Source organism: Bacillus sp. DU-106, from assembly GCF_004799705.1.
Classification (GTDB): Bacteria; Bacillota; Bacilli; order Bacillales; family Bacillaceae_G; genus Bacillus_A; species Bacillus_A cereus.
In genome coordinates this window covers 1,936,374-1,960,479 of sequence record NZ_CP026607.1, presented here as the reverse complement: position 1 = coordinate 1,960,479, position 24,106 = coordinate 1,936,374, and the positions used below count along the sequence as shown (strand labels likewise).

The following is a 24,106-nucleotide window of genomic DNA, read 5'->3' as shown; positions in this document are numbered from 1 at the left end:
TTCGATGGAAAGGCGCCACTTGATGTATATATAGTTTACAGATAAACGAGATGAATTACAACCTTTTAGAATAAACCTACTGCTTTTCCATCTTCATTTACATCCATTTGAAGTGCTGCTGGCTGTTTTGGAAGACCTGGCATTGTTAACATTGTACCTGTTAACGCAACGATAAAGCCTGCACCGATCGATGGTTTTAGCTCACGAATTGTAACGATAAAGTCAGATGGACGACCTAATTTTGTTGCATCGTCAGAAAGAGAGTATTGTGTTTTCGCCATACAAACTGGTAGATTACTCCAACCTTCTCCTTCATATTGAGCTAATTGCTTACGTGCTTTCGGAGCAAATTCAATATCTTTTGCGCCATATACTTTTTGAGCAATTGTACGAATTTTTTCTTCTAATGGTAATTCTAATTCATAAAGTGGTGCGTAGTTGTTTTCACCTTTTTCGATTTCTTTTAGTACTTTTTCAGCAAGGTCAACTCCGCCTTGGCCACCTTTCTCCCAAACTTCTGTTAAGGATACTGCATAGCCACGCTCATTACACCACTCTTGTAAGTATGTAACTTCTGCATCTGTATCTGTAATGAATTTATTAATTGCAATTACGAAAGGCACACCGAAGCTTTGAATTGTTTCAACATGCTTCTGTAAGTTTTCCATACCTTTTGCTAATGCATCTACATTTTCTTCTTTTAATTGATCTTTTGCAACGCCGCCATGCATTTTAAGCGCACGAATCGTCGCAACAATAACAACTGCTTCTGGTTTAATGCCAGCTGCACGAGCTTTAATATCTAAAAACTTCTCAGCACCTAAATCAGCACCGAATCCAGCCTCTGTAATAACATAATCACCTAATTTTGCTGCCATTGTTGTAGCGATAACACTGTTACAACCGTGAGCGATATTCGCAAATGGTCCGCCATGAATGATAGCTGGTGTATTTTCTAACGTTTGTACTAAGTTCGGCTTTAATGCGTCTTTTAATAATAGTGTTAACGCACCTTCTACACCTAAATCTTTAACCGTTACAGGTTGATTTGCAAAGTTATAAGCAACTACGATGCGAGATAGACGCGCTTTTAAGTCTTGAATATCTGTTGCAAGGCAGAACACGGCCATAATTTCAGATGCTACTGTAATGTCAAAACCGTCTTCACGTGGTACACCTTGTACAGGTCCACCCAGACCAATTACTACGTTACGAAGGGCACGATCATTTAAGTCAACACAGCGTTTCCAAACAATTTTACGCGTATCAATTCCAAGTGTGTTTCCTTGTTGGATATGATTATCAATAAACGCTGCTAATGCGTTATTGGCAGTTGTGATCGCATGGATATCTCCAGTAAAGTGAAGGTTAATGTCTTCCATTGGTACGACTTGTGAAAAACCGCCACCTGCTGCTCCACCTTTTAATCCCATCGTCGGTCCAAGAGATGGTTCACGAAGTGCAATTACTGTTTTCTTACCAATTTTGTTAAAAGCTTGACCTAAACCAACTGTTACTGTTGATTTACCTTCTCCAGCTGGAGTTGGGTTAATCGCTGTTACTAAAACAACTTTACCGTCTTTCTCATCTTGTAAGCGCTTAAAAATATCAAGAGATAACTTACCTTTATAATGCCCGTATGGCTCTAATTCATCTTCTAAAATATTTAAATCAGCTGCAATTTCTTGAATCTTCTTCATACTCGCTTCTTGTGCGATTTCAATATCGGATTTCACTGTTGTAGTAGTTGTCATATACCCTAGTCCCCCTTTAATTGGTTCTGATGATATTGTATCAGTTTTTTGTATTTTCTGCACTTATTTACCTCCTAAAAATTCTTTCATTTCTTTATACGTTTTTTAACATAAATACCCATAAGAATGTTAACGATTGTTGTAACTCTGTAGGTAGTTGACCTAACATCTTCTCATTTACTCCGCGCTTATATACGCCGATGCCATCTATAACTTTAAAACCTTGTTCTTTCGCTAACTGTTCAAATTCCCAAGGCATCATCGTATTACAAACAACGTCTTTTCCATACAAGCGAGGATAACTGTTCTCTCGTGGCTTTGCTGTCGGCCCTAAAATTGCAATACATGCATATCCATCTTTCTTTAACACACGCTTTATTTCATTTAACGCTCGTAATGGCTCTTCCGTCCATTCTAAAGAATTAATTGCCATAATTGATTCAAATTGCTCATTTTCAAATGGTAATGCAGAAAGATCTCCTTTTATAAAAGATAAATTCGGTCCTTCTCCGCGCTCCTTACCTTTTTGAATCATCACTTCCGATAAATCTACTCCCACTGCTTTATAGCCTGCGCTACTTAATTTATATGTACCGTACCCATCACCACAACCAACATCGAGCACTTGTGCTTCTTTCTTCACGTATTGTTCAAAAAACGGAATAATTGTACTTCTGCTACCACTGTCCCACATCTCTTGACTATTTTGATTCCAAAACTCTGCGCTACTATCCCATTTCTTTTCTGCTGATTCATGCCAATTAAATTTCGTCATACATTCCCCTACCTTCACGCTTTATCACTCATTTCATTCTATATCATTTTCCAAAATTCCTGTTTTATCTTCATAAGGAGATATACATGCTAATGAAGGAATCTTTATTCTCCAATTTTTGCTTTACTTGGGTTTAACTCATACTCATGTTCTTCTCTTTATGAAAGATACTATAGGTACACCCAATTGAAAGAGAGGGATGTACATGCGAAGAAAGAGAAATCATCATTTTAAAAGTGGTGAAAAAAACGAAGAGTATGCAGCTGAAATATCACCAGCTGGCATTCCAATTAGACATAAGCGTAAAGAAATTGCAAATGAGATAGAAGGTACAAATACCGGTGCAATGGTAGGCTATGTCGCTTTATTTCTTTCGTTATTCTCCATTGCTTTTTATCCAGTTACGCTCGGCTCCCTAGCAATTTTAGTTGGTCTATTAGCTGTCAATTTCGGAGCAAGAACACTTGGATATACAGCAATTGGTTTTGGTAGTTTTTCTGTTTTATTCACTTTATTTTATCCGCTTGCTTTGTCAGCGTTTTAAAAAAACACACCAAGTCATGCTTGGTGTGTTCATTCATGATACAACATAATATGGCCGCATCCACAACAATGTTTCGCTGTAATTTCTTGAAACACTGGATAATTTTCTTCATCTCGATGCTCAATAAATACTTTTTCAAATCGATACATGTTTGGTGCATATGCCCAATCTTGTTTCGTACGTGCATATAACGTTGAGGAAAAAAACTCCTCACCGCCACAAACAATACATGTGTTCTTCATCAATACCCCTCCTATGCTTGTCTTACTTCATCTATATGAACATAAGCATAAAAAAAAGACCTTCTATTACTAGAAAGTCTTCTCTGAAACAAAAAGAAATGTACCAAACATTCCTACTCCGCTATATTCTTTTGAAACACCAGCTTCTGTTTTAAATGTTTGCTTTACAGTCATAAAGAATACACCATTTCGTGCATCTGTACTTTCAAATTGTAGTTTTTCTTTTTTACCATCTACATTTTGCGTGCATTCAAAACTACTCTCATTACAATTCAACGCATACTTATCCTGTACATACACTTTAAAATCTGATTCTTTCGGACAAGTTATAAGTAATATTGCCACGAGAATAATACTTATAATACCCACAATTGTATAATATTTCTTCATTTGTACTCCTTTCAAATGACAAGAAAACTTGACTTCATACGCCAAGTTTTCTTAGTCAACAACCCATTGCCACTCTTGTTCTTTCTTATCAAAAATGAGCCAACCTGTTTCTGTTGCTTCCTCTTTCAATTCATCGATATTATCTAACACCTCATCCGTACTTTCATACGAACCAACTACATATACCGGAATTTCAAGACCTCTTCTTGACTCAATCTTCCCTGCTAGATCTATGTAAAGACCATCTTCCATTAGTGGAATAAGTCCCATAATCAATTCTTTTGAAATCGCTGGGAAAATTTTTGATTTTTGGAAGAAAGAAAAACGTTTCTTACCGAAAGCACCGAGTTTATACGGAATGACTTTACTTAACATTCCTACAAAATCAGCAATTCTACGATAATACACTTTGTTGTACCATCCGTCATCATGTGAAAAATAAACAAATCTATTTTTCAACAGCGGAAAGAATGTTCTTGCAAGTGGTTCTTTTTTGTGAGCCAAATATAATAATTCTGCAATTTCTTTCGGCTCTAATTCATCTAAATCGCTTGCATCATCAAAATCTACCCAACAAAATTCATCAAATTCATCAATCTCTGCTTGAATTAACTTATGTATATTTTCTTCCTCAACATATTCAAATAAAGTATGATAATGAAAATCCGTCCATTCAAAGTTGTGCTTTAAAAGCAACACTTGATGAAGCGGTGAAGGGATGTTACTCGCAAACTCTTTAAACGTAATTCCTGATGTAATAAAACAATGACCTCGACGATTACCATTAATATATATCATATTCTTTACTTGGTCAGATCCTCCAGACAAAGCACCTAGCCACCTTCGTTTTATATGTTTCAATTCTATAGCATATTTTAACATGAAAAATTTTAGAAACATAGAAAAAACTTCAAAAACTATTTACAATTTCATGTGTTTTATTACATAGTGATTACAAGAAAAAACGCCTGCTCATAAGCAGGCGTTTTTAAAGGATTTCATCAGGGTTTTGATGATGATGATGATTTCCCTCTTTCTTTTCTTCTTTTTGGAACATCGATTGAATTTTATCAATTGTTTGTGGAGCTAATTCAATCATTTTTTCTGCTAAATGTGTCGCATTTTGTAGATGCAGAATATTTACTCCATCTTTATTCACCACAAGAAATGCTACTGGTGTAATCGAAACACCACCCGCGCTACCGCCACCAAATGCAGGGTTACCGTTCGCTCTTTGTCCATCATTCGTTTGGAAATCAGAACCTCCTGCTCCAAAACCGAACGCTACTTTAGAAACAGTTAACACCACACCACCGTCAGCCGTTTGAACAGGCTCTCCAACAATCGTATTTACATCAACCATTTCTTTTAAATTTTCCATTGCTGCTTTCATTAACCCTTGAATTGGATGATCCACCGTTCATAACCTCCTTTGTCATATCTTTCCTAGTTTTTCCGAAAGTTTGTGAACTAAACATAAAATTTTATATTGATTTCAAAAAACTTAAGTTATAATATTTAGAAAAATAAAAAAGAGATCGATTCGTTATGATGCGAAAATTAACAAAGAAAGATCATGAACAAGTATTCGCTTATCTAAAAGAAGAAGCAGCCCTTAACTTGTTTATTATTGGAGATATTGAAGCTTTCGGTTATGACACAGATTTTCAAGAATTATGGGGAGTATTTAAAGAGAATGGAACATTAAAATCAATTCTACTCCGATTCCACGATTCATTTATACCCTATAGTAAAGAAGAATTTATTACCACTGATTATGAGGCACTTCTTTCCGCATATAAGCCACTTAAACTCTCTGGTAAGTCAACTATCGTAGAACAATTTGAAACTGCTTCAAATATACAACTAGGTACTAAAAATGAAATGTATTTTTGCGAATGTCTAAATGACAACAACTTACCTAGCACACCAATTCATGAAACAATTAAACTTGCCTCACTAGATGATATAGAGCGAATTATGAAATTACGAAGTGACATCGCTGAATTTCCGACTACCAATGAATCAGAGAAAATATTAAGGCAGGCTATCGAAACAAATACAGGACGCACATACTATATTGAAAAAGATGGCGTGATCATCGCATCCGCCTCTACTTCCGCTGAAAATTCATTATCCGCTATGGTAGTTGGTGTATGTACACACCCGAATTATCGCGGAAATGGTTACGCTTCACTCATATTACAAAAAATGATCCAAGACTTTATGAAAGAAGACCGAACACTTTGTTTATTTTATAACAATCCAGCTGCTGGACGAATTTATAAACGACTAGGATTTAAAGACATTGGAATGTGGACGATGTATCGATAATAAGAAGTACTCTATAAGAGGAAATAGTTGTAACTTAGCAATAAAAGCCGATTACACAAAAACTTCACACCGTTGTTATGAAGAAACTACTTGAGGAGCGAGGACTCTAACTAAAAAATGGTATGCATTCAAACTAAATTTAGACAGATAAACGCCCCAATTGTTGCATCTACTCCAGCAATTGAGGCTACCTGTTTATTCTCAAATTCTTTCCGCTACAAATAGAAATATTTATGAAAGATTTATCTCACTTATGTCACTATTATCTTTACGTGCAAATGCCCTTCTTAATATTACTGCTTCTTATTATACTTTACTTTAAAATCAATATATTCCTGTCTCGCATCCTGATTATTACCTTGCTGACTATCAAAATATGTGTGTATCTGTGATATATATTTTACTAACTTGCCTTCATCATTTCTCTTCTTATAATTCATTACGATACTTACTTGTAATATCTGCTCTAAGCCATTTTTAGAATCTATATGCAATGCGATTGATCCACCACCATATTCATCATATTGTATTTTCAAGTTATCATTAATAATGCTCTGAAAATCTGATTCAGTTAATTTGTATCCAACAGTACTAGGTTGATCAAACTTTTTTATATCACCTTTGGGCTTCATCTTTAGTTTCCCTATTCCTTTTAAACGATCTACAATTAAGTTCACGTATGAAACATCTAGATTTGAATCCGGACTTTGCACCTTTTCATTTTTATACATAATATTTGTACTATAATTAACTTCTTCTTTATAATTTTTATTATCTACTTCCGAGGTAATTTCTTGTGTTGTATTTCCATATAAACTTTTATCTTTCGTATTATATATGCCTTTCGAAGTTTGATAGATTGTTTTACTGTGCTCTCCATCTTCCTTTTGCTCATATGTACTATATATACCTCTTTGTTTCACATACGCATATCCATCATCACTCGCAGACATAACCGTTTTCATGTCACCTTCATCCAAAGCTTTGACAAATGGCTCATACTCTATCTTCGTCTCCCCAAAACCACATCCACTTAATAAACTTGATACTATTAACAGAACTATCATCATCCTAGCTTTCTTCTTTAACTTCATACTGACACCCCGCTGATTTCTCTAGGCATTTTTAGGTTCATTACATTCCCATTTTGATAGTAATATAGTTCACCTTTACTTACCGGTATTTATTAACTCATACAGATTATATTGAAGATACTTTAATTTTTAATAGCATTGATTTATATACAATCCTTAATTGCTTATATATTCTATTCGAATTTTCAGAAACCAAAACTTATTTTATTTCTTTAGTTTTCTTTTTTCCTTCTCTTCATAAAGCTTTAGTCTTTTCTGACGTTCCCTTTCGTGTTCCTCCCATGAAATATAAAATGATGGAAATTTAAATCTACAATAGGCTAATAATTGGAACTCTGCTGCACCTATGGCTACCGCGTACATTACAAGAGTTCCTGCTATATACCCTACTAATATCTCTGTTTCATAATCATTATGAAAATAAATTAAAATAAGAAGGATTAGTGCATATACCGTAACACCAATCATTACGTTGTTTTTTGTTTTACTAAAAAATGAAGCTACCCTTTCATCCATACTAAATGCTCCACTCTCTGCTTGTTTAAAGGTATCAATTGTGGTCACCAGATGAACAAAAACTGCTCCTAGAAACAATAAACCCACATACAATAATGTAATTTGATCAATCGAATAATTTGAAATTGCTGGAAGTATAAACAATGTGAATCCTATAGTTCCCAGCTGAAATGTACATAATAATATCACAAGCGCTTGCAACTTTTGACATTTAAAACGAACTTTTGGAAATAGATATAGAATGAAAAAGATTACTTGCAAGGTATATAAAACTAATTCAATACTAACAATTATTTTGTCAAAGAGATTTGGATAATAACCCCAGCCAAATTTAACTAATGCTCCAAAAATAAAAAGCATGAATAATGAACTATAAACAGTTGCGCCAAGTATAAACACCATGGAGCGTTCTGGACTTAAACGATTTCTACATGTTATTTTAAATTCATCTAAATCTTTTTATTTTATATTCCACATTCGGTTTTTCACCTTCTATACAGTTTAAATAATTTTCATTCACATCAATTCTATGTCACTCTTATTTACTTTTCGATTTGGATTTTTTATTTTGTTTTCGAGTTTTCCCACGCATTCTCTCATTTTCTTCCCAAGTCATATTGAATGATTTAAATTTGAATCTACAGTACACCAATAGCTGGAATTCTGCTGCACCAACGGCTACTGTGTACAGTAAAACAGTACCTATTACATATCCAATCAAAGTATCAATCGCATAATCATTATGAAAATAAATCAAAACAAGTAGGATTAATGCGTATATTAAAGCTACTTTCATCATAGCTCCTTTTGTTTTACTAAAAAAGGGAGCGGATCTTTCATTCATACTAAATGCACCTTCACTTGCCTGTTTAAACGTATCAATCGTTGTCACAATATGAAGAATCACTGCTCCTATAAATAAGAAGCCTACATATACTAATGTAATTCCGTCGATTATATAATCAGACATTCCAGGAAGAATTAAAGCCGTGAATAATATTGTACCTAATTGAAATGCATATAATAACACAACAATCGTTTGTAATTTTTGAAATTTAAATCGAGCTTTTGGAAATGAATATAGAATTAAAAAAATTATTTGTAAGCTATATAGCACAAGTTCAATTTTAACAATTGTTTTTTCGAATAAAGTAGTATAGTAATCCCAACCAAAGGTTACTAAAGTACCAATAAGAAAAAACATCATAACTGAAACGTACACTATTGTTCCTATCATAAAACCTAAAGTACCCTCAGGACTTAAACGGCTGCTACATGTTACTCGAAATCCATCTAAATCTTCTTCTTTTATGTTCCACATTCAGTTTTTCACCTTCTATACAGTTCAAATAATTTCCAGGCACTAAAATCCCATTACATTCCTAACTTTTTAAGTACATTCATCTTTGCGTAACTATATTCAGATAATATTACCTCTACATTAATTACCGTACATAATCAGAATACTTTTGATAGTTCAAATAGCCTTCGTTCTCCTCAAAAGCTCTAAATATTCTTCTCTCTTTCACTTAAGCATATCCCTCATACTCTATTTTTGTTTCCCCCGAAACTGCACTCACTTAGTAAAAACATTACTGTCATCATAATTGTATCGAGATAATAAAGCTCTTTAATTTTATCTTCAGAAAGGTGATAACCTCCCATCAACAATATGCTAGGAGGTTATTACAGTTATTTTAAATTTGTTTTTATTTTAATGGATTCGATTTTTGCAAATAATAATGTTATTTAATTTGAGAGAAGCGAATATTAAAAACCTACTGCTTAATAACTCGTAATTAAGTCTTCACCCTCATATCTAGGGTCTTTCTCAACTTTACCATCTTTTGTTTTGATGACTTTTAGTCTACCTAACCACTCTGCTCCCTTATATGTCTCTTCACTTACCCATACATTATGCTTTTTACCATCTACCTCAACTACTAATGTGGGGTGTGTAAACATGCATTCCTTCTCTACATGCCTACCTACAATTTCTGCATGTAATGATGTACCTTCTTCAACTAATTTACTATTTTGATACCCTTCGATAATAGGTAATCCAATAAATACAAAGAATATCAGTCCAAATACGATTACTTTCTTCTTTGTACTCCATTTATTCTTTTCTTTCAATTCCTTCTGTCTCGCTTCTCTTTCTTCGCGTTCATCCAAACTCTCATTTAAAGCATCTTCCCATGCCTTAATTTCCGCTTCGATTTCTGCTTCAGCTCTTGCTAGTTTTTCTAGTTGTTCATCGGTTGCTACCATCTCATATGAGTTATCTCCAACCAAACGAATTTCAGTACCATTTTCTTTTACTTTTCGCAAGTCTTTTTCTGTACAATTAAACTCTCGAATGATTTCCCCTTGTGTGTTTAACAATCTAACGTAAATGTTTTTTTCTCCTTCTTCTTAAACATCTGCACTCCCCCTTATTTGTTTCCTATCATAGATAGCCCTATTGCAATTAAGAGAAAGAAAACGATAATAAGGAAAGTCTTCCCTTTGCTTACTTGTGTTGTAGAACCTTCCAAGACAGCCCATATAAAAATTGGGAAAAGAAGAATACCTAGAAGAATATCAACTAACTTTTTGCTACTCTTCTTTAGTGGTTTTTCTTCTACTATCGGTTTTATCTGAACAGCTTCTTTTCTTATTTGTTTCGATTTCTTTTTCTTATGTCTATGATTCACCCAACATACTCCTTTTAGAATAACATTTTCCTAACTATAAAAACACCAAAATATACCATTTTTATCATATAGGATAAAATGATTCATTTCTTCACAAATAGATTTCCACCATAAAAACAGTCTATGACTATTATTTACAAATGTTATTTCAACTTTTATTTTATTCTTTTTCTATTCGCTATAAATTCTTGACGTTCTTTTTCATGTTGTTCCCACGTAATACTAGATATTTAGATTCTTATTCAATCAAAAATAGACTTTCCTCTTTCCATGTAGGAAGAGGAAAGTCTATTTATTTCTAAATATATTATAGCCCTTGTTTTATTAATAATTGTTACTTATTATTTTCAGCCTTGTTCTTTATCGTTTTTACAAATTCATTTCGCCATATTTTAAAATTATGAGCAAATTTTCCTTCAATAGAATTTTTATACCCTTCAAATTTCACTTCTAAAATATCAAAGTCATTGAATAATTTATATGTCTCTGCCGTCAAACCTACTGGGTGTAATACCCCACCATAATCATAGAAAGTGTCTTCATCGAGAAGTATTCCTCTTGTAGTAATTACATACTCTACATCTTTTTCTTCCTCAGTACTCAACCTCACTACACTTCCTAAAGGCAAAACTTTCTCCATATAATCTTTCATATTAATTCACCGATCCTTTTAACACGATAATTTTCTCTTCTATTTTTTGTCGCCTTTTTTCTAATTGGCGGATACGATCAATAAAAGCATCACGTGTTTTACCTTGCAAACTATTATCAATACTACTTTCTAATCTTCTAATATCTCCTGTCAAAGATACAGCTGCTTTTTCAAGTTGCATAACAACGTTAATAATTTGATCTCGCCCACCACTGTCCGGAAATGTACTATGAACCCTCGACATTATCATATGTAAATCCATCCTCATTCCCCCTTCCTTAACATTTATCAATAATAGGAAACCGAAGCTAACTCTTCATCTTTTGCTATCATAGAAATTACCGCATCTGTAACGTCTTGACTTAACTCTTTTAAATCATTTGAAAGTTCGTTCACATCTCTGGAAATCTCTACTAATAATGAACGATTTAACCCTCTACTACCATCATTCATAAAATAGTTTAATAATGATTGGCGATGGCTTCTTACATAATCTCCAGCAATTGAAGCAATATTTGTATCAATTTCAAAGTCACCTTTAAATACATCTAAAATATCTTGAACAAGGGAAGATGCTACTTCTTTTGCAATTGTTATAATTTCATCACGTGATAAATAAAGAATAATGCATCCTACTAAAAAATCTACAGCTGCGTTAAATACTGATTCTAACACTTCAAGTACCTTTTCCTTACATTTTGCTAATTTATTCTCTATCCAATCCACAGCCGCATTTACCTGATTTCTAACTTCTAGTATAACTTCCTTACTAAATTTCAAAGCTTTTTTTCCTGTTTCTACACCTATACTTGCTATTTTTGTTGCTAGAGCACTAGTATCTCCCACTACTGTTATTGCAACTAGAATTGCACTGACTGGGGTTCCATTTACTACTAAATCCACTACAACTTCTTCTGTTGTACTTAATGTTTTTTTTCCAGTGATTCCTTTATATAGGTCCCCAGCAGATTCTGATATTTCTAAAAAACCAAATTTCCAATCAAATCCTGTTTCGCTAACCTTTTTCAATTTATCTATTGCTACATTCCCATTCCCAGAATAAAATTTTGGATCATATAAAAAAGAATGCCCTTCCCCATTTTCCATTTTATAAACCTGTCCAGGTATTACAAAATCTGCGGCTTTAATGGCGCCATACAAAGGATCATATTCATTTATAAGACTGCGGCAATTTTTCATATTGGTCCCGTATCCGTACTTAACCACATCTTTATTTAAAACAGGCGCAGGATTTAAAGCTAATACGTTTATATTATCTTCTTGATGTCTTAATGCAACTGTATTCGCTGCTCCGCCACCTAAAGAGTGCCCTAGTAAAGTTATCTTCTTTCCTTTATTATCCGCTTTGACTTTTTCATAAAATCTTTCCGCTTGACTATACTGAAACTCCGCTAATGACCCAAATATAGGTGAATTAGTTAAATTATGCAGTCCAATTGCTCCATCAGTTGCTAAATCGCCTATTTGACTCGGTTGCGTTCCAACGTAAACTATAAAAATTTCACCTGTATGGTTGTCTTTTAGAGCGTATGCCCCAAAACCAGTCTGAGGATGTTGATCATCCTCTGCTATTAGTTCGGCATCAAAGTTATCTTCTAGTCTTTTCTTATTTTTTCCTGGGTCTGGATTACTATAATCATCTTCTTTTTCATTAAAAGCATAAATATCAGCTGCTGCTAATCTTAATTTTCCTACATCACTGTTTATTTTAAATCTTTGGAGATCATTTGTACTATTCCCCACACTTATTCCCTCCTATTTTATACATTACCTATTATTCATATATTGTCTTTCATACTCCTCATATTTGTTTTTAGAATTTTCATTATTATCTTCTTTAGTATTTAAATAGATTGCTATTTTTTGATCATGTCTTATTAATTGACCTTCTTTATTCTTTTTTTCATACCCCATCGTTATGCTTATCGTAGTGAATTCCATAGGATTTTCTTTTGTATCTTTTGCCGAATTAAATTCCAATAATAATATTGCTTCATCAAATTTATCATAGTCCACCTTTAACTTATCATTAATTATTTCTTGAAATTCCGATTCAGTTAAGTAATATGTTACCTTGGATGGTTCACTAAATCTTTTTTTATCTTTTTTGGGTTTTAAACTATCTATTCCCTTCAATCTATCAAATATAAAATGAACATTCGAAACATCCAAACTTTGATCTGGACTTTTCAATTGATTATCTTCATATTTAATACTAGTTCTATATATAGTTTCTTCTTTTTTTTGCTCATTATTTAATGAACTAGCAATTTCTTGTAAAGTTGTCCCATAGAACCTTTTTTCTTTGATATTGTATACCGCTCCTGTCGTTTGATATACGACGTTAATGCGTTTATCATTTTCCGCCCAAAACGTACTATCCCTAACCTCTTCTTTCACATACGCATACCCATCATCACTCGCAGACATAACCGTCTTCATATCCCCTTCATCCAACGCCTTTACTAATCTCTCATACTCTATCTTTGTCTCTCCAAAACCACATCCACTTAATAAACTTGCCACTATTGACACGACTATCATCACCTTAGCTTTCTTCTTTAATTTCATACTGTCACCTCGTTAGTTACTCTAGGCATTTTTAGTTTCATTATGTTCCCTTTTTGATAGTAATACACTTCATCTTTACCTAATGGTGCTTCGTTGCTTATATATTTTATATTGAAGATACTTTGATCATTTAATGGCATTGCGATAATTGCTGCTGTTAGTTTACTTCTCATTTTCATAGGTAGAGCTTCACGATTTCGGTCCATGTAGTCGTGGTGACCTGCTAATACAAAGTAAATACCTACTGTACGAGATAAATCAATTAAAGTCGCTGCATCCTCCATTTCTAAATAAACAAATTTACTAAACTCTTCAACATTTGTCATGATAATGAGTTGTTTTGTGAATGCAGGAATTTCTCTACCTTCTTGTCTTGCTTGTGCTAATTCAAAAGCTCGTTCACGAATTACTTCCATCCAATACTTCGCATGCATATTGATTTCATTTTCGTCTACAATGTAGTGCGTCACATCGTCTTTATATTGAACGAAACTATACTCTGCTGTATCCACCAACGTCACACTTTCAAAATAATCTTTATTCAATTGAGATAGGATGCTAGATACAATTTGTTTTCTCATACTTTCATCTACACTATAAATCATTAAATGATCATTCACTGCAATATCATGAGCTACAACTTCTACGTTTGCAAAATCAAGCCCCATTGGAATTCTTGCTGCTTGTAGAGCTTTTGTAACGTCTTTATTTTTACGATAAGTAGCAATATCAATCACTTCTGGCATCATTGGAATTGCCTTCGGACGTTCTCCATCCCATTCTCGATCCATATCATTTGCTTCTTGTTGTAATAATTGAATTTGCTGTAATTCATCTTCTGCTTTCGTAGGTAATGCAACCTGGAATAATGTAGGAGATTCTAGTTTTATTAACGCTCTTCCTGCTGTTTCTTCCACTTTTATATCAGATCTCCCTACAATACTAGCTACTTCACTTTGATCAATCATATATAAGCAAGTTTGGATTTTAATATTATTGTACAATTGAATTCTAAGTGCATTTTGTCGCCCTGCACTAATTAAGGTATGAATTCCTAAACTTGCACCATCTCGGACAATTTGCATAATTAGCATTTCAAAGCTTTCATAGAACTTCGCTTCTTTTACTGCATCATAATTGTCGATTGCAATAATAATATGTGGTATTTCTTTCCCGCTTGCCTTTTCATACATTTCAATATTTGCAACGTCATATTCACTTAATAATCGTTTACGATTTTTCATTTCTTGAGTTAATCTTTCAACAAACTTTAAACATTTTTCAGATTCATCAATCGTAATCGTATCCGCTACATGAGGTAATCCTTTCAAAGGTAGAAGACCATTTGTTCCAAGGTCCACTAAATACACATGCAAATGCTCCGGACTATGCTGACGAGCTACATCCATAATGACTGATTGTAAGAATGTTGATTTTCCGTAGCCTGGGCTTGAGAAGACCGCTACGTGTCCGTCTTTACTAATATCTAATGTTAATGGTGTTTGTGATTGTAATTCAGGCTGATCTAGTAGACCAACTGTTGCTTGTAATGGTTTCTTTTCTTTCGTCCATGCTTCTTTGAACTGAATTGCATGTAAGTCTTGTAAATATACGCTTTCTGGAAGTGGTGGTAACCACGGTCTAGCTAACGCTTCAATTTCATTTATTTCTGCGTAATCGTGAATGTAGTCAATAACAGCATCCAGTTCAGATGGTACGCTTATTACTTCTTTACTGCTACCAAGGCCACTTAAATCTTCACTTAATATTTCATATTGTCCTAGATCATTTATTGCATAGATTGTTGCGTCTAAATGTTCTTTATCCTCTTTGTTTTCTACATAGTCTGCTCCGCTCCAGGCTGATTGGAATAGTTCATAAATTTCATTATTCCCAACTTGTAAGTAAGCACGTCCTGGTAATGTAATTTCAGCAGCATCTGGCGTTTTTAAAATTTCATTACTATCTGACGTATTTTGAACTTTTAATGCTAGTTTGAATTTCGAGTTACTCCAAATTTGATCATCTACAACACCACTCGGTTTTTGCGTAGCTAATATTAAATGGATTCCGAGCGAACGACCGATACGTGCTGTTGAAACTAACTCTTTCATAAACTCTGGTTGTTCTGACTTCAATTCCGCGAATTCATCACTAATTAAAAATAGATGCGGCATCGGCTCACTTACTAAGCCTTCTTTATACAGTTTTTGATACTGATTAATATGGTTTACATCATTTTCACCAAATAATCGTTGTCTTTTCTGTAATTCAGCTTTAATTGATGCGAGCGCTCTCATACTTTGCGCTCCATCTAAGTTCGTAATTGTTCCTAATAAATGCGGTAAGTTTTTGAATAAATTCGCCATTCCGCCGCCTTTATAGTCAATTAGTAAAAAGGCTACTTCGTACGGGTGGAAATTGACTGCTAGAGATAAAATATACGATTGTATAATTTCCGATTTACCTGAACCTGTTGTACCTGCTATTAATCCGTGTGGTCCGTGTGCTTTTTCGTGTAAGTTTAAGTTTACGATATCTTCTTTACCACGTAATCCAAGTGGTACAGCTAAAGATTTATGCGCTGCATTTTTCTCCCAACGACTTGTGATATTCAGTTCTTTTACTTTTTCAACGCCGTACATTTCTAAAAATGTTACGCTTTCTGGAATACTATTTTTTAAGTTTTGCAAATGATTTAATGGTGCTAATGCCCGTGAAATATCTTCTAAATTGAATCCTTTTGGCACATGATTTAGTTTAAATTGACGGTTAACAAGTTCTCCTTGCTCTAAGATGATGTTCCCTTGTTTTGCATCTCTTATATCTATTACCGTTTTCACATGCTCCGGTAAACTTTGCATAACATCTTGTACAAATACAAGTGATACACCTAATTGACTCGGATCATCATTAAAGAATTCCATAACAACATGGTCTAATATTAGTTTTTCATCTGTAATGAGAACGACATAGTGCGGTGCAAAGTACATTTTTTCATTAGTAGAACTTTTTTCATCTAGTTTTAATTTTCGTTCTTTCAATATTTGATACAAACTATTTAACACTTGATCACGGCTACGATCATGGTATACAAATCCACGTACATTTATATCGCGAACACTTCCATGAGGCAACCAGCGCATCCAATCCCATTTTTCTTTTTCTTCTTCCGGAAAAATAGTAATAAACTGCAAGTCATAATAACTATGGAATAAAGCCGTTTGTGCAACTAATAATTGTAATTGCTCTAACACTAAAGAGCGTTGACCAATATAACCGACTGGTCCATTCATTAAATCTGTTACAACTGGTACATCTTCCAACGATAGATAACGCTGTCTTAGTTCACGTGCTATATCAATTAATTCATCTTTCGTTTGACTAAATTCTTCTTCATTAAATTGAATTTCAAAACTCGTATTAGCTTGTCCTGTTCCAACGCTAAATGTTAAGAAATCATGATGTAACATTGTTTTTTCATAAATTCGAGGATTTACTTGAACTGCCATATTACGTATTACTTCTACATTTGGATTGTGATAATGTAATGCGTGACGCTGTTTTTCACTTTCTGCATGTAAATCTTTCGTTTTTTGTTTTATATACTCTCTATAGCTTTTATCTCGTTCAACAATATCGACTTTATATTGCTTTAAATTTTTTATATACGATGTGACAGAAACAATGATTGTTACTAATGTCATCGCAATCGATGCGATAATAAACATTCCATATTTCATGAAAATAGCAAGTAATACGGTTACGACAATCATGACAAGTGAAGGTGCAATGATTCTTGCTAAATGCTCCGTTGGTTTTGATGGCATACTTGAAGGCTTTGCAATTGTCATTTTCTCTTCTGGTTCACGGTAAATAATACGTGGTGAACGATGATAGTCTGGATAACCACTTTGATAATTCGTTTCTGATTCTACTAAAATAGGTAACGCAGATTTCACTTTATCTTCTGAAGAAAGTACTTGAATGTCTTCACTACCAATCTCCAATAAAATACCATTAAAATATAATACGTCTCCTGATTCCAACATAACGCTATCTTTTAACTTCGTATAATTATGAAATACATCCCCGCCATACACGTTCACTTTAAAAGAATCGTACAACGTTTCGCGAGATAGCATTAAATCTACACTAGTCCCGGTAATAGAAATATCATCGTAATCGTTTTGACTCACTGTAAGAGAATGTTTCGTTCCAATATCAAACACTTTAGTTGTGTCAACAATAGATATAAAGATTTTCAAGCTCACATCTCTTGTTTTCCCAATCTCAATTTCCTTATTGAATTCTATTAATTGATCCTGTACCATCCAAGCATTTACTTCATTATTCCACTTTAACTCTACTTCTTGTTCTAAACTTGGATTCGTAATATCATTTGTCCACTCTTTTCCAATCGACACTATTGATTGCTCATTTGGATGTAATGTGCACTTATATATTTTGTCTCCATAAGTCAATACTAATAGTTGCTCCATCCGTGTTCACTGCTCCTTTTCAACTGTCTCATCAAGTGCTTACTCTTTTTTCTCCGTGTCCGACAAATTTTTATCGCTTGATGAATTGCCATATTTCTTTTTATATTCATCTAATTGTTGCTCATATGTTTTTAACTTTTGATCACGTTCTTCCCCTGATAAATCTGGATTATTTTTCAGTGATTCAATTTGTTTAACAAGGCCGTACATAATAAGCTGAGGATCATCAAGTGTCTTAGCTAAATCTAATGATTTATCAAAATTACCTTTTCCGTTATACATCCAATACAGCAAATACTTTTCATCACTTTTCAAACTAATGTTTTTCATAATCGATTTCTTTTGAGCTTCACCTAGTTTTTCAGCTGTAATGTATGCAAATGCTAACTCATATTTAGATGCAATCGGTAATGATTCAAACTCCTCCTCATTCAATTGCGTAATGACTTCGTCATAATCAGTTGCTATGAAACTTGCATTTGCTTCTAACAATTTATTTTGATAAGGAAATTTTATAAAAGTGAAATATATTAAAGGAGCAGCTAAAATAACTGTCGCCGCTATGAAGGAAAAAGCTAAGTATTTAAATGATTTATAGCTTTTTTTAGGTACTAACTGCATATTTTTTTCTGTTTTTGTTTGTTCCTTCTCAAAGCTGTCATCAAGAAACTGCAGTAATGCATCTAAGCTTTCCATTTGAGCAACGGTCTGTTCAAATGTTGTTTCTTTTGCATCTTTTAGTAACCCAGCATACAAATCATCAAAGTTATGTTTTTGGGAGAATAAAGCAATAATTAGACACTTATATTGTGTTAAAAACTGCTCTTCTAATAACGGGGTTGGCGGAACAATATCTCGAATTCCTCTATGTATAATACTTGGTATTAAATTAGCATTAAAAACTATATTGTCTGGATGTAAAAAGAACGTGATTCGTTTATTTAAATATTTACGAAACTGCGCAACATTCCGAAGTAGTCTTAATTTCTCATTTCTTCTAAAACGGCTAAGATCGTCCCACTTATATAATTTTTTATCTACTTGATATAGAAACGTAAACATATCATCCGTTTCTTCTATTGTTAATGGTACAAATTCAGATGATACGCCCGTAATTATATCGAATTGACGGAAGTCTTTTATACGTGTTTGAGATTTGGTCATCTCCAATTTCCAATTTTCTTTTTCTATTTGAAATTGATAGTTCATTGCATCAATTTGAATTATTTTTTCCGTCATGTTTATCCTCTTCTCCTTTTCTTTATAACCCGTAATAACTTATTTTCAAATAACTAAAAGTAAAAAATATTCTTTATAAAACTTGCAAAATATCTCCATCTGTTATTTGGTGATCAATTAAACGATCATTATCTGTTAAAACAATTGACTTATTTTTCACTTTAATTACAAAATGTGAACCTTCATGATTATCAATCTTTAGCGTATCTAATAAGTTTTTCAATAAATATTTAATAGATTGATGATTCGGAATACGCAAATCATATGTATTTCCATTCCATTTACTAAAATCTACTGTCACATTGATATGTGTTTGTATTGCCATCGCTTTACCTCCAACTTTTACGAAGAACCGTATAAATACCGATGCAAATAAGTAGAATGCCGCCGCCAAATAATAATATTATTGTTATACTAATCGGCTCTTCATTCATTGTTTCATTACTTGCTACTTCATCTGCACTTTTTCGGACAATGTATTCACTGTTAAACAAACTATTTTTCGTATCTTTAACACTATTATTCTCTTTTGGTTTTGTAAAAAGAGAATCTCGCAAAGCTTCCATATCTTTTTGTTCTTTCTTTTTCTTTTTCTTAATTTCTTCTTCTATATCTTTGTTAAATAACTCAATCGATGCTTTATCTAATTCTGTTTCCTTATGTTCCTTTTTATTTTTTTCTTGGTCGCTTTCTTCAAGTCGATCCACTTTAAACTTAATCTTCCCATCATCACCAAGATAACTGTCAGCCGCGCTCCTTATCGGTAGCGCGACAAACAGTAAAAGGATAGAGAGAAATGATAACTTAGCCACTATGCTCCATTGTTTGATCATTTACTTCTTTTTCCTCCCATTTCTTATGCCATACAAATAGATTACTAACCAATCCAATAATGGCAATTACAAACAATACGACAAAAATAACTTTCCCAGTATCTTTACCACTAATAAAATCATTTAGAAAACTTTCTATATACTGAAGCGGTGAGAATTGACGTATCTTTCCGACAGAGGACATTTGATCTACTTTACTTCCAACTGCCTCAGTTAAAAATAGGTACATGCTTAAAAATACTAATAGTATAAACATACCTACCATTTTTATTTGTCGTAATAAGTAGGTTGAGACCAATACAAACGCCATCATAATAAATGTGATGAACGCAATCCATAGTAAACTTTGATCCTGACCGAACTTTAAAAGACGCCCAGAAATGATACCTATACTAATCCCTTCCACAATTGATATACCGAAAGCTACTACTGTAGTTGGTACATTCATATCAATTAATGAGAATTTCTCTTCAAAATGATCTGATTGCATTCGTTTCTTTTCTTGATTCGCAATTGCGTATGCTGTAAATAATGCAACAATGAAACAAGTTAATACAATTAAGTATGGTGTAAAAGCATTTCCTGCTACAATTACTCCATCATTTTGCTTTTGAACTGGACTAGCTAAAAAGTCATATAGCATTTCATTTTGACGATCTCCAATACGACTATTCGCTAAAATTTTCGTAAAGTTTTTGGAGAATGATTTATCATCTTCCATTTTCTTCGTAAAGTCATTTAATAATAAATCAGCTTTTGAAACAATTGTCGTTCCGCTGTCTTGAATTTCTTTTGCTTGTCCATTAATTTGATCAAATGTTTTATATACATCGTCTGAAGTTGCTAAACTATGCTTCGAACTTTCGACCAATGACTGACTTTGCATCATTAATGATTTAATACCAGAATCTAACGATAAAATAGCTGTTTGCTCACCAGCATGATTTGTTGTTAATACTTGCTGCTCTTCAACTAGTTTTAAGCTATTCTCACGCCATTTCGCTAAACCTTTTAAATACTCTCCTAAATTTTCATTCATACTAGTTGCTTGTTGCGTCGTTCCATTTAATTTCTCCGCTAGTAGCATAGAATTTTGATCCGCACTAGTAATAGATTGTTGATAAGAGTTTATTTTTTGTTTTAAACCTGACATATCTTGCTTTATTTCTGTAGTAATACTTGATGAAACAAGATTTGAAATTAAATCAATTAAGCTTTGTTTATTTAATACGTAGTACAAAGATTGGTCCGTCGCAATTGCATCTAAACTTCCCTCTTCTAACTTAGGACCTACATCTTTCGTTCTTAAATCAATCCCATAATACATTTCGTAAAGGCTCATTAAACCTTGATAACTTTCGACTGTATCTACTGCTTCTTTAATTAATAAACTAGATATATTTTTTGTTAATACTTCTGCTTTTTGATGTACAACTTGATTCGTTGTACTTTCAATAGTCGTTGAGTTATCACCTTGATCTTGGTTTCCTCCGTTACCTGTTCCAGATTCACCTTCTTGGCTTCCTCCGTTACCTGTTCCAGATCCGCCTTCTTGGTTTCCTCCGTTACCTGTTCCAGATCCGCCTTCTTGGTTTCCTCCATTACCTGTTCCGGTTCCACCTTCTTGGTTTCCTCCGTTACCTGTTCCGGATCCGCCTTCTTGGTTTCCTCCATTACCTGTTCCAGATCCACCTTCTTGGCTTCCTCCGTTACCTGTTCCAGATCCGCCTTCTTGGTTTCCTCCGTTACCTGTTCCAGATCCGCCTTCTTGGTTTCCTCCATTACCTGTTCCAGATCCGCCTTCTTGGTTTCCTCCGTTACCTGTTCCAGATCCGCCTTCTTGGTTTCCTCCATTACCTGTTCCGGTTCCACCTTCTTGGTTTCCTCCGTTACCTGTTCCGGATCCGCCTTCTTGGTTTCCTCCATTACCTGTTCCAGATCCACCTTCTTGGCTTCCTCCGTTACCTGTTCCAGATCCACCTTCTTGGTTTCCTCCGTTACCTGTTCCAGATCCGCCTTCTTGGTTTCCTCCATTACCTGTTCCAGATTCACCTTCTTGGCTTCCTCCGTTATTCCCTGTTGTGTTTTCCATTTTTTTAATAATAGGCGTTTTAGCATTGTGTACTAACGGCATTATGCCGTACTGTGATTTATGAACCACATTTTCCACCTTGCTATTTTCCGTTTGTGTTCCTTTATCTTCTTTGTTAGGTTTTTCTTTTTCAGGTTTATGAGTCCCACTCAATTCCCACTGCCATGTTACAGGAGAGAAAACATCTATATTGATGTTTGGATCTTTTAACTTCACATTCAGATTAATTTTTATATCCCCTTCATTACGAGGAGGTATAGTAATTTCTCCGTTTTTCTCCAGAAACATACTTGTGTAATCCACATCATCAATCTTCAAAGCTTCTGTACTTCCATATAGTTCAAACTCTTCCGGAATACTTATCTTCAAAGTTTGTGCAGATTCCATTTTAATTACTTTCGCAGTATCACTAAATGTAATTCCCTCTGTATAAAGTCTATCCTTTACTTCTTTAATTGCGTTTCCTAAAGATATTTTATTTACAGGATCATAATAAAAATTATTTTCTTTATTATATTTTTTTGTAAATTGAATTACATTTTGCAGTTGTAATTTCGTTGTATCTGGCAAATCACTTTGACCGATTTCTTCCATGTTTAAACTAGGTAATTTCGCAATTAAATTCTCGATTTGTTTCTTTATTCGAGCATCTGGTTGTTTCATTAATGTATTTATGAAGATTTCTTGCTTTCCATCATTCGACATAGATTGCTTTAATTTCTTAATTACCGTCTCTTGAATATCACTTTCTAACTTCCCTGCAAGTTCTGTATCATATTCAGACACTTGTTTTTTTACATCTGCTAAATATTTTTGAATCGCTGAAGCATCAGTTAAAATATTGGGTTCTTTCTCTGAAAACGTAAATTGATTTGAAATAATTTTATTAGCGGATTCCAATGCACTTAATTGCTTTAAAGCATCGCCTGTATTCATATCATTCATATATTGATTGAATTGATTTGTGAAATTATTCGCTAACAAATTGTTATCATTTTGCATTTTTTGAAAGTTATTAAAACCATCTAAATACGTACTGTTAGATTTATTCCCTTCATCTAACGCTTGACCGAAACCTTTTAAAACATCCTGAAATCCTTTGAAACTATTAACAGAAACACCTGTATAATCTTGTACTGTTTTAAATTGATTTGTGTAATTTGCTAACGGACTATGTATATCTTTTTTATACATAGTTGTTTGAACGTTTCCTTTTTCAATTATTTTACCTATATTATCTTGTGCACCTTGTAGCTTACCGATAATACTCGCAAAATAAACGTCGATTATTTGCTTATTGAAATCTTCTAAAATAACAGAAGCTGTATTTTCTGCCTCAGCTTTCAAATCCTTATTCCCAGTTGCATTTACTTTGTAGTTTAACGTTAATTTCTCTGGAATCTCTGAATCAATCGCAACTGCCTTCCTAGAAAAATCATTTGGAATAACAATCATCATATTGTAATTATTATTTTTCAATCCATTTTCCGCTACCCCGCGACTAACTACGTACCATTCTTGTTTCGTATTTTTATTTACATTTTTAACAAATTGATCTCCAAACGCTATTTTATTGCCCTCAAATACAGTGCCCTGATCTTCATTTACCAAAGCAACTGTCATTTTTGGTGTAGTATTCTCATTAGCTTTCTTAACATTTTGATTTAATGCTAAATAGGAGACCCCTGTCGATAGTACAAGAGCTAAAATAATAAACAACAAGATGCTCCATTTGAACTTTTTCACTACTTATCACTCCTGCGACTGCGAGTCTATCTGATGAAAGACTTCGTATCTTACTCTAGTTTTAAAGTAATTTAGCCATACAACGTATGGTTGCATGGCTAAATT

21 protein-coding genes and 2 pseudogenes are annotated in these 24,106 nt (G+C 33.6%); 2 read left to right on the top strand and 21 right to left on the bottom strand.

The genetic code is table 11. The features are described from left to right. Positions 1-65: 65 nt before the first annotated feature. Both C3Y97_RS10165 and C3Y97_RS10160 read right to left on the bottom strand, forming a co-directional pair. Positions 66-1,754 (bottom strand): formate--tetrahydrofolate ligase, encoded by a 1,689-nt coding sequence (locus C3Y97_RS10165; RefSeq protein WP_014482011.1) that lies wholly within the window; start codon positions 1,752-1,754, stop codon positions 66-68. Positions 1,755-1,848: 94 nt separating this feature from the next. Next, a complete protein-coding gene (locus C3Y97_RS10160; RefSeq protein ID WP_000160049.1) occupies positions 1,849-2,529 on the bottom strand; it encodes a class I SAM-dependent methyltransferase in 681 nt (226 codons plus the stop codon). A 205-nt stretch (positions 2,530-2,734) separates the two neighbouring features. Here C3Y97_RS10160 and C3Y97_RS10155 point away from each other — a divergent pair, with 205 nt between their 5' ends. Beyond that, complete coding sequence (locus tag C3Y97_RS10155; protein ID WP_001253200.1) at positions 2,735-3,073, top strand: hypothetical protein; 339 nt, start codon at positions 2,735-2,737, stop codon at positions 3,071-3,073. Positions 3,074-3,102: 29 nt separating this feature from the next. On the opposite strand, the gene C3Y97_RS10150 is transcribed toward C3Y97_RS10155, so the two are convergent. The 4 genes from C3Y97_RS10150 to ytfJ all read right to left on the bottom strand — a co-directional run bounded on the left by C3Y97_RS10150 (position 3,103) and on the right by ytfJ (position 5,122). Continuing rightward, positions 3,103-3,315: a hypothetical protein gene (locus C3Y97_RS10150; protein WP_000798747.1), complete on the bottom strand. Its 213-nt coding sequence runs from the start codon at positions 3,313-3,315 to the stop codon at positions 3,103-3,105. 69 nt (positions 3,316-3,384) lie between these two features. Next, positions 3,385-3,705 (bottom strand): hypothetical protein, encoded by a 321-nt coding sequence (locus tag C3Y97_RS10145; RefSeq protein WP_000761174.1) that lies wholly within the window; start codon positions 3,703-3,705, stop codon positions 3,385-3,387. Positions 3,706-3,756: 51 nt separating this feature from the next. Beyond that, positions 3,757-4,533, bottom strand: a complete 777-nt coding sequence (locus C3Y97_RS10140; protein WP_000014087.1) for an oxalate:formate antiporter — start codon at positions 4,531-4,533, stop codon at positions 3,757-3,759. Between the two features lie 160 nt (positions 4,534-4,693). After that, complete coding sequence (gene ytfJ / locus C3Y97_RS10135; RefSeq protein ID WP_000349990.1) at positions 4,694-5,122, bottom strand: GerW family sporulation protein; 429 nt, start codon at positions 5,120-5,122, stop codon at positions 4,694-4,696. Between the two features lie 131 nt (positions 5,123-5,253). Here ytfJ and C3Y97_RS10130 point away from each other — a divergent pair, with 131 nt between their 5' ends. Beyond that, a complete protein-coding gene (locus tag C3Y97_RS10130; RefSeq protein WP_000984753.1) occupies positions 5,254-6,039 on the top strand; it encodes a GNAT family N-acetyltransferase in 786 nt (261 codons plus the stop codon). Positions 6,040-6,332: 293 nt separating this feature from the next. Here the strand turns inward: C3Y97_RS10130 and C3Y97_RS10125 are convergent, their stop codons facing one another. The 15 genes and pseudogenes from C3Y97_RS10125 to esaA all read right to left on the bottom strand — a co-directional run bounded on the left by C3Y97_RS10125 (position 6,333) and on the right by esaA (position 24,001). Beyond that, positions 6,333-7,133: a DUF3952 domain-containing protein gene (locus tag C3Y97_RS10125; RefSeq protein ID WP_000768483.1), complete on the bottom strand. Its 801-nt coding sequence runs from the start codon at positions 7,131-7,133 to the stop codon at positions 6,333-6,335. Positions 7,134-7,337: 204 nt separating this feature from the next. After that, the gene (locus C3Y97_RS10120) at positions 7,338-8,087 is read right to left on the bottom strand and encodes a hypothetical protein (RefSeq protein WP_240691061.1); all 750 of its coding nucleotides are present in this window, start codon (positions 8,085-8,087) and stop codon (positions 7,338-7,340) included. Positions 8,088-8,187: 100 nt separating this feature from the next. Further along, the gene (locus C3Y97_RS10115) at positions 8,188-8,970 is read right to left on the bottom strand and encodes a hypothetical protein (protein WP_078404096.1); all 783 of its coding nucleotides are present in this window, start codon (positions 8,968-8,970) and stop codon (positions 8,188-8,190) included. Positions 8,971-9,434: 464 nt separating this feature from the next. Beyond that, on the bottom strand, positions 9,435-9,980 hold the full coding sequence (locus C3Y97_RS10110; RefSeq protein ID WP_136363735.1) for a hypothetical protein: 546 nt from the start codon (positions 9,978-9,980) through the stop codon (positions 9,435-9,437). Positions 9,981-10,084: 104 nt separating this feature from the next. Further along, positions 10,085-10,345 carry a hypothetical protein gene (locus tag C3Y97_RS10105; RefSeq protein WP_016122376.1) on the bottom strand — a complete coding sequence of 87 codons (261 nt, stop codon included), beginning with the start codon at positions 10,343-10,345 and terminating at the stop codon, positions 10,085-10,087. A gap of 334 nt (positions 10,346-10,679) precedes the next feature. Then, positions 10,680-10,997: a DUF4176 domain-containing protein gene (locus tag C3Y97_RS10100; protein WP_000656387.1), complete on the bottom strand. Its 318-nt coding sequence runs from the start codon at positions 10,995-10,997 to the stop codon at positions 10,680-10,682. A 1-nt stretch (position 10,998) separates the two neighbouring features. Next, positions 10,999-11,259: a hypothetical protein gene (locus tag C3Y97_RS10095; RefSeq protein ID WP_000363091.1), complete on the bottom strand. Its 261-nt coding sequence runs from the start codon at positions 11,257-11,259 to the stop codon at positions 10,999-11,001. A gap of 26 nt (positions 11,260-11,285) precedes the next feature. Then, a complete protein-coding gene (locus C3Y97_RS10090; RefSeq protein WP_078420703.1) occupies positions 11,286-12,761 on the bottom strand; it encodes an alpha/beta hydrolase family protein in 1,476 nt (491 codons plus the stop codon). 24 nt (positions 12,762-12,785) lie between these two features. After that, positions 12,786-13,589, bottom strand: a complete 804-nt coding sequence (locus C3Y97_RS10085; RefSeq protein WP_061673126.1) for a DUF3952 domain-containing protein — start codon at positions 13,587-13,589, stop codon at positions 12,786-12,788. Next, positions 13,586-17,815, bottom strand: a pseudogene (essC, locus tag C3Y97_RS10080) (type VII secretion protein EssC); the annotation flags it as partial. The pseudogene essC and the gene C3Y97_RS10085, both read right to left, overlap by 4 nt. Continuing rightward, positions 17,810-18,091, bottom strand: a pseudogene (locus C3Y97_RS28455) (FtsK/SpoIIIE N-terminal domain-containing protein); the annotation flags it as partial. The pseudogenes essC and C3Y97_RS28455, both read right to left, overlap by 6 nt. Before the next feature lie 39 nt (positions 18,092-18,130). Further along, positions 18,131-19,330 (bottom strand): type VII secretion protein EssB, encoded by a 1,200-nt coding sequence (gene essB, locus C3Y97_RS10075; RefSeq protein ID WP_136363336.1) that lies wholly within the window; start codon positions 19,328-19,330, stop codon positions 18,131-18,133. Between the two features lie 73 nt (positions 19,331-19,403). Then, positions 19,404-19,655: an EsaB/YukD family protein gene (locus C3Y97_RS10070; RefSeq protein ID WP_001007571.1), complete on the bottom strand. Its 252-nt coding sequence runs from the start codon at positions 19,653-19,655 to the stop codon at positions 19,404-19,406. Positions 19,656-19,659: 4 nt separating this feature from the next. Continuing rightward, positions 19,660-20,163, bottom strand: a complete 504-nt coding sequence (gene essA, locus C3Y97_RS10065) for a type VII secretion protein EssA (protein ID WP_088338352.1) — start codon at positions 20,161-20,163, stop codon at positions 19,660-19,662. Beyond that, a complete protein-coding gene (gene esaA, locus C3Y97_RS10060) occupies positions 20,135-24,001 on the bottom strand; it encodes a type VII secretion protein EsaA (RefSeq protein WP_240691054.1) in 3,867 nt (1,288 codons plus the stop codon). The genes essA and esaA overlap by 29 nt, the downstream gene beginning before the upstream one ends. Between the last annotated feature and the right edge of the window lie 105 nt (positions 24,002-24,106).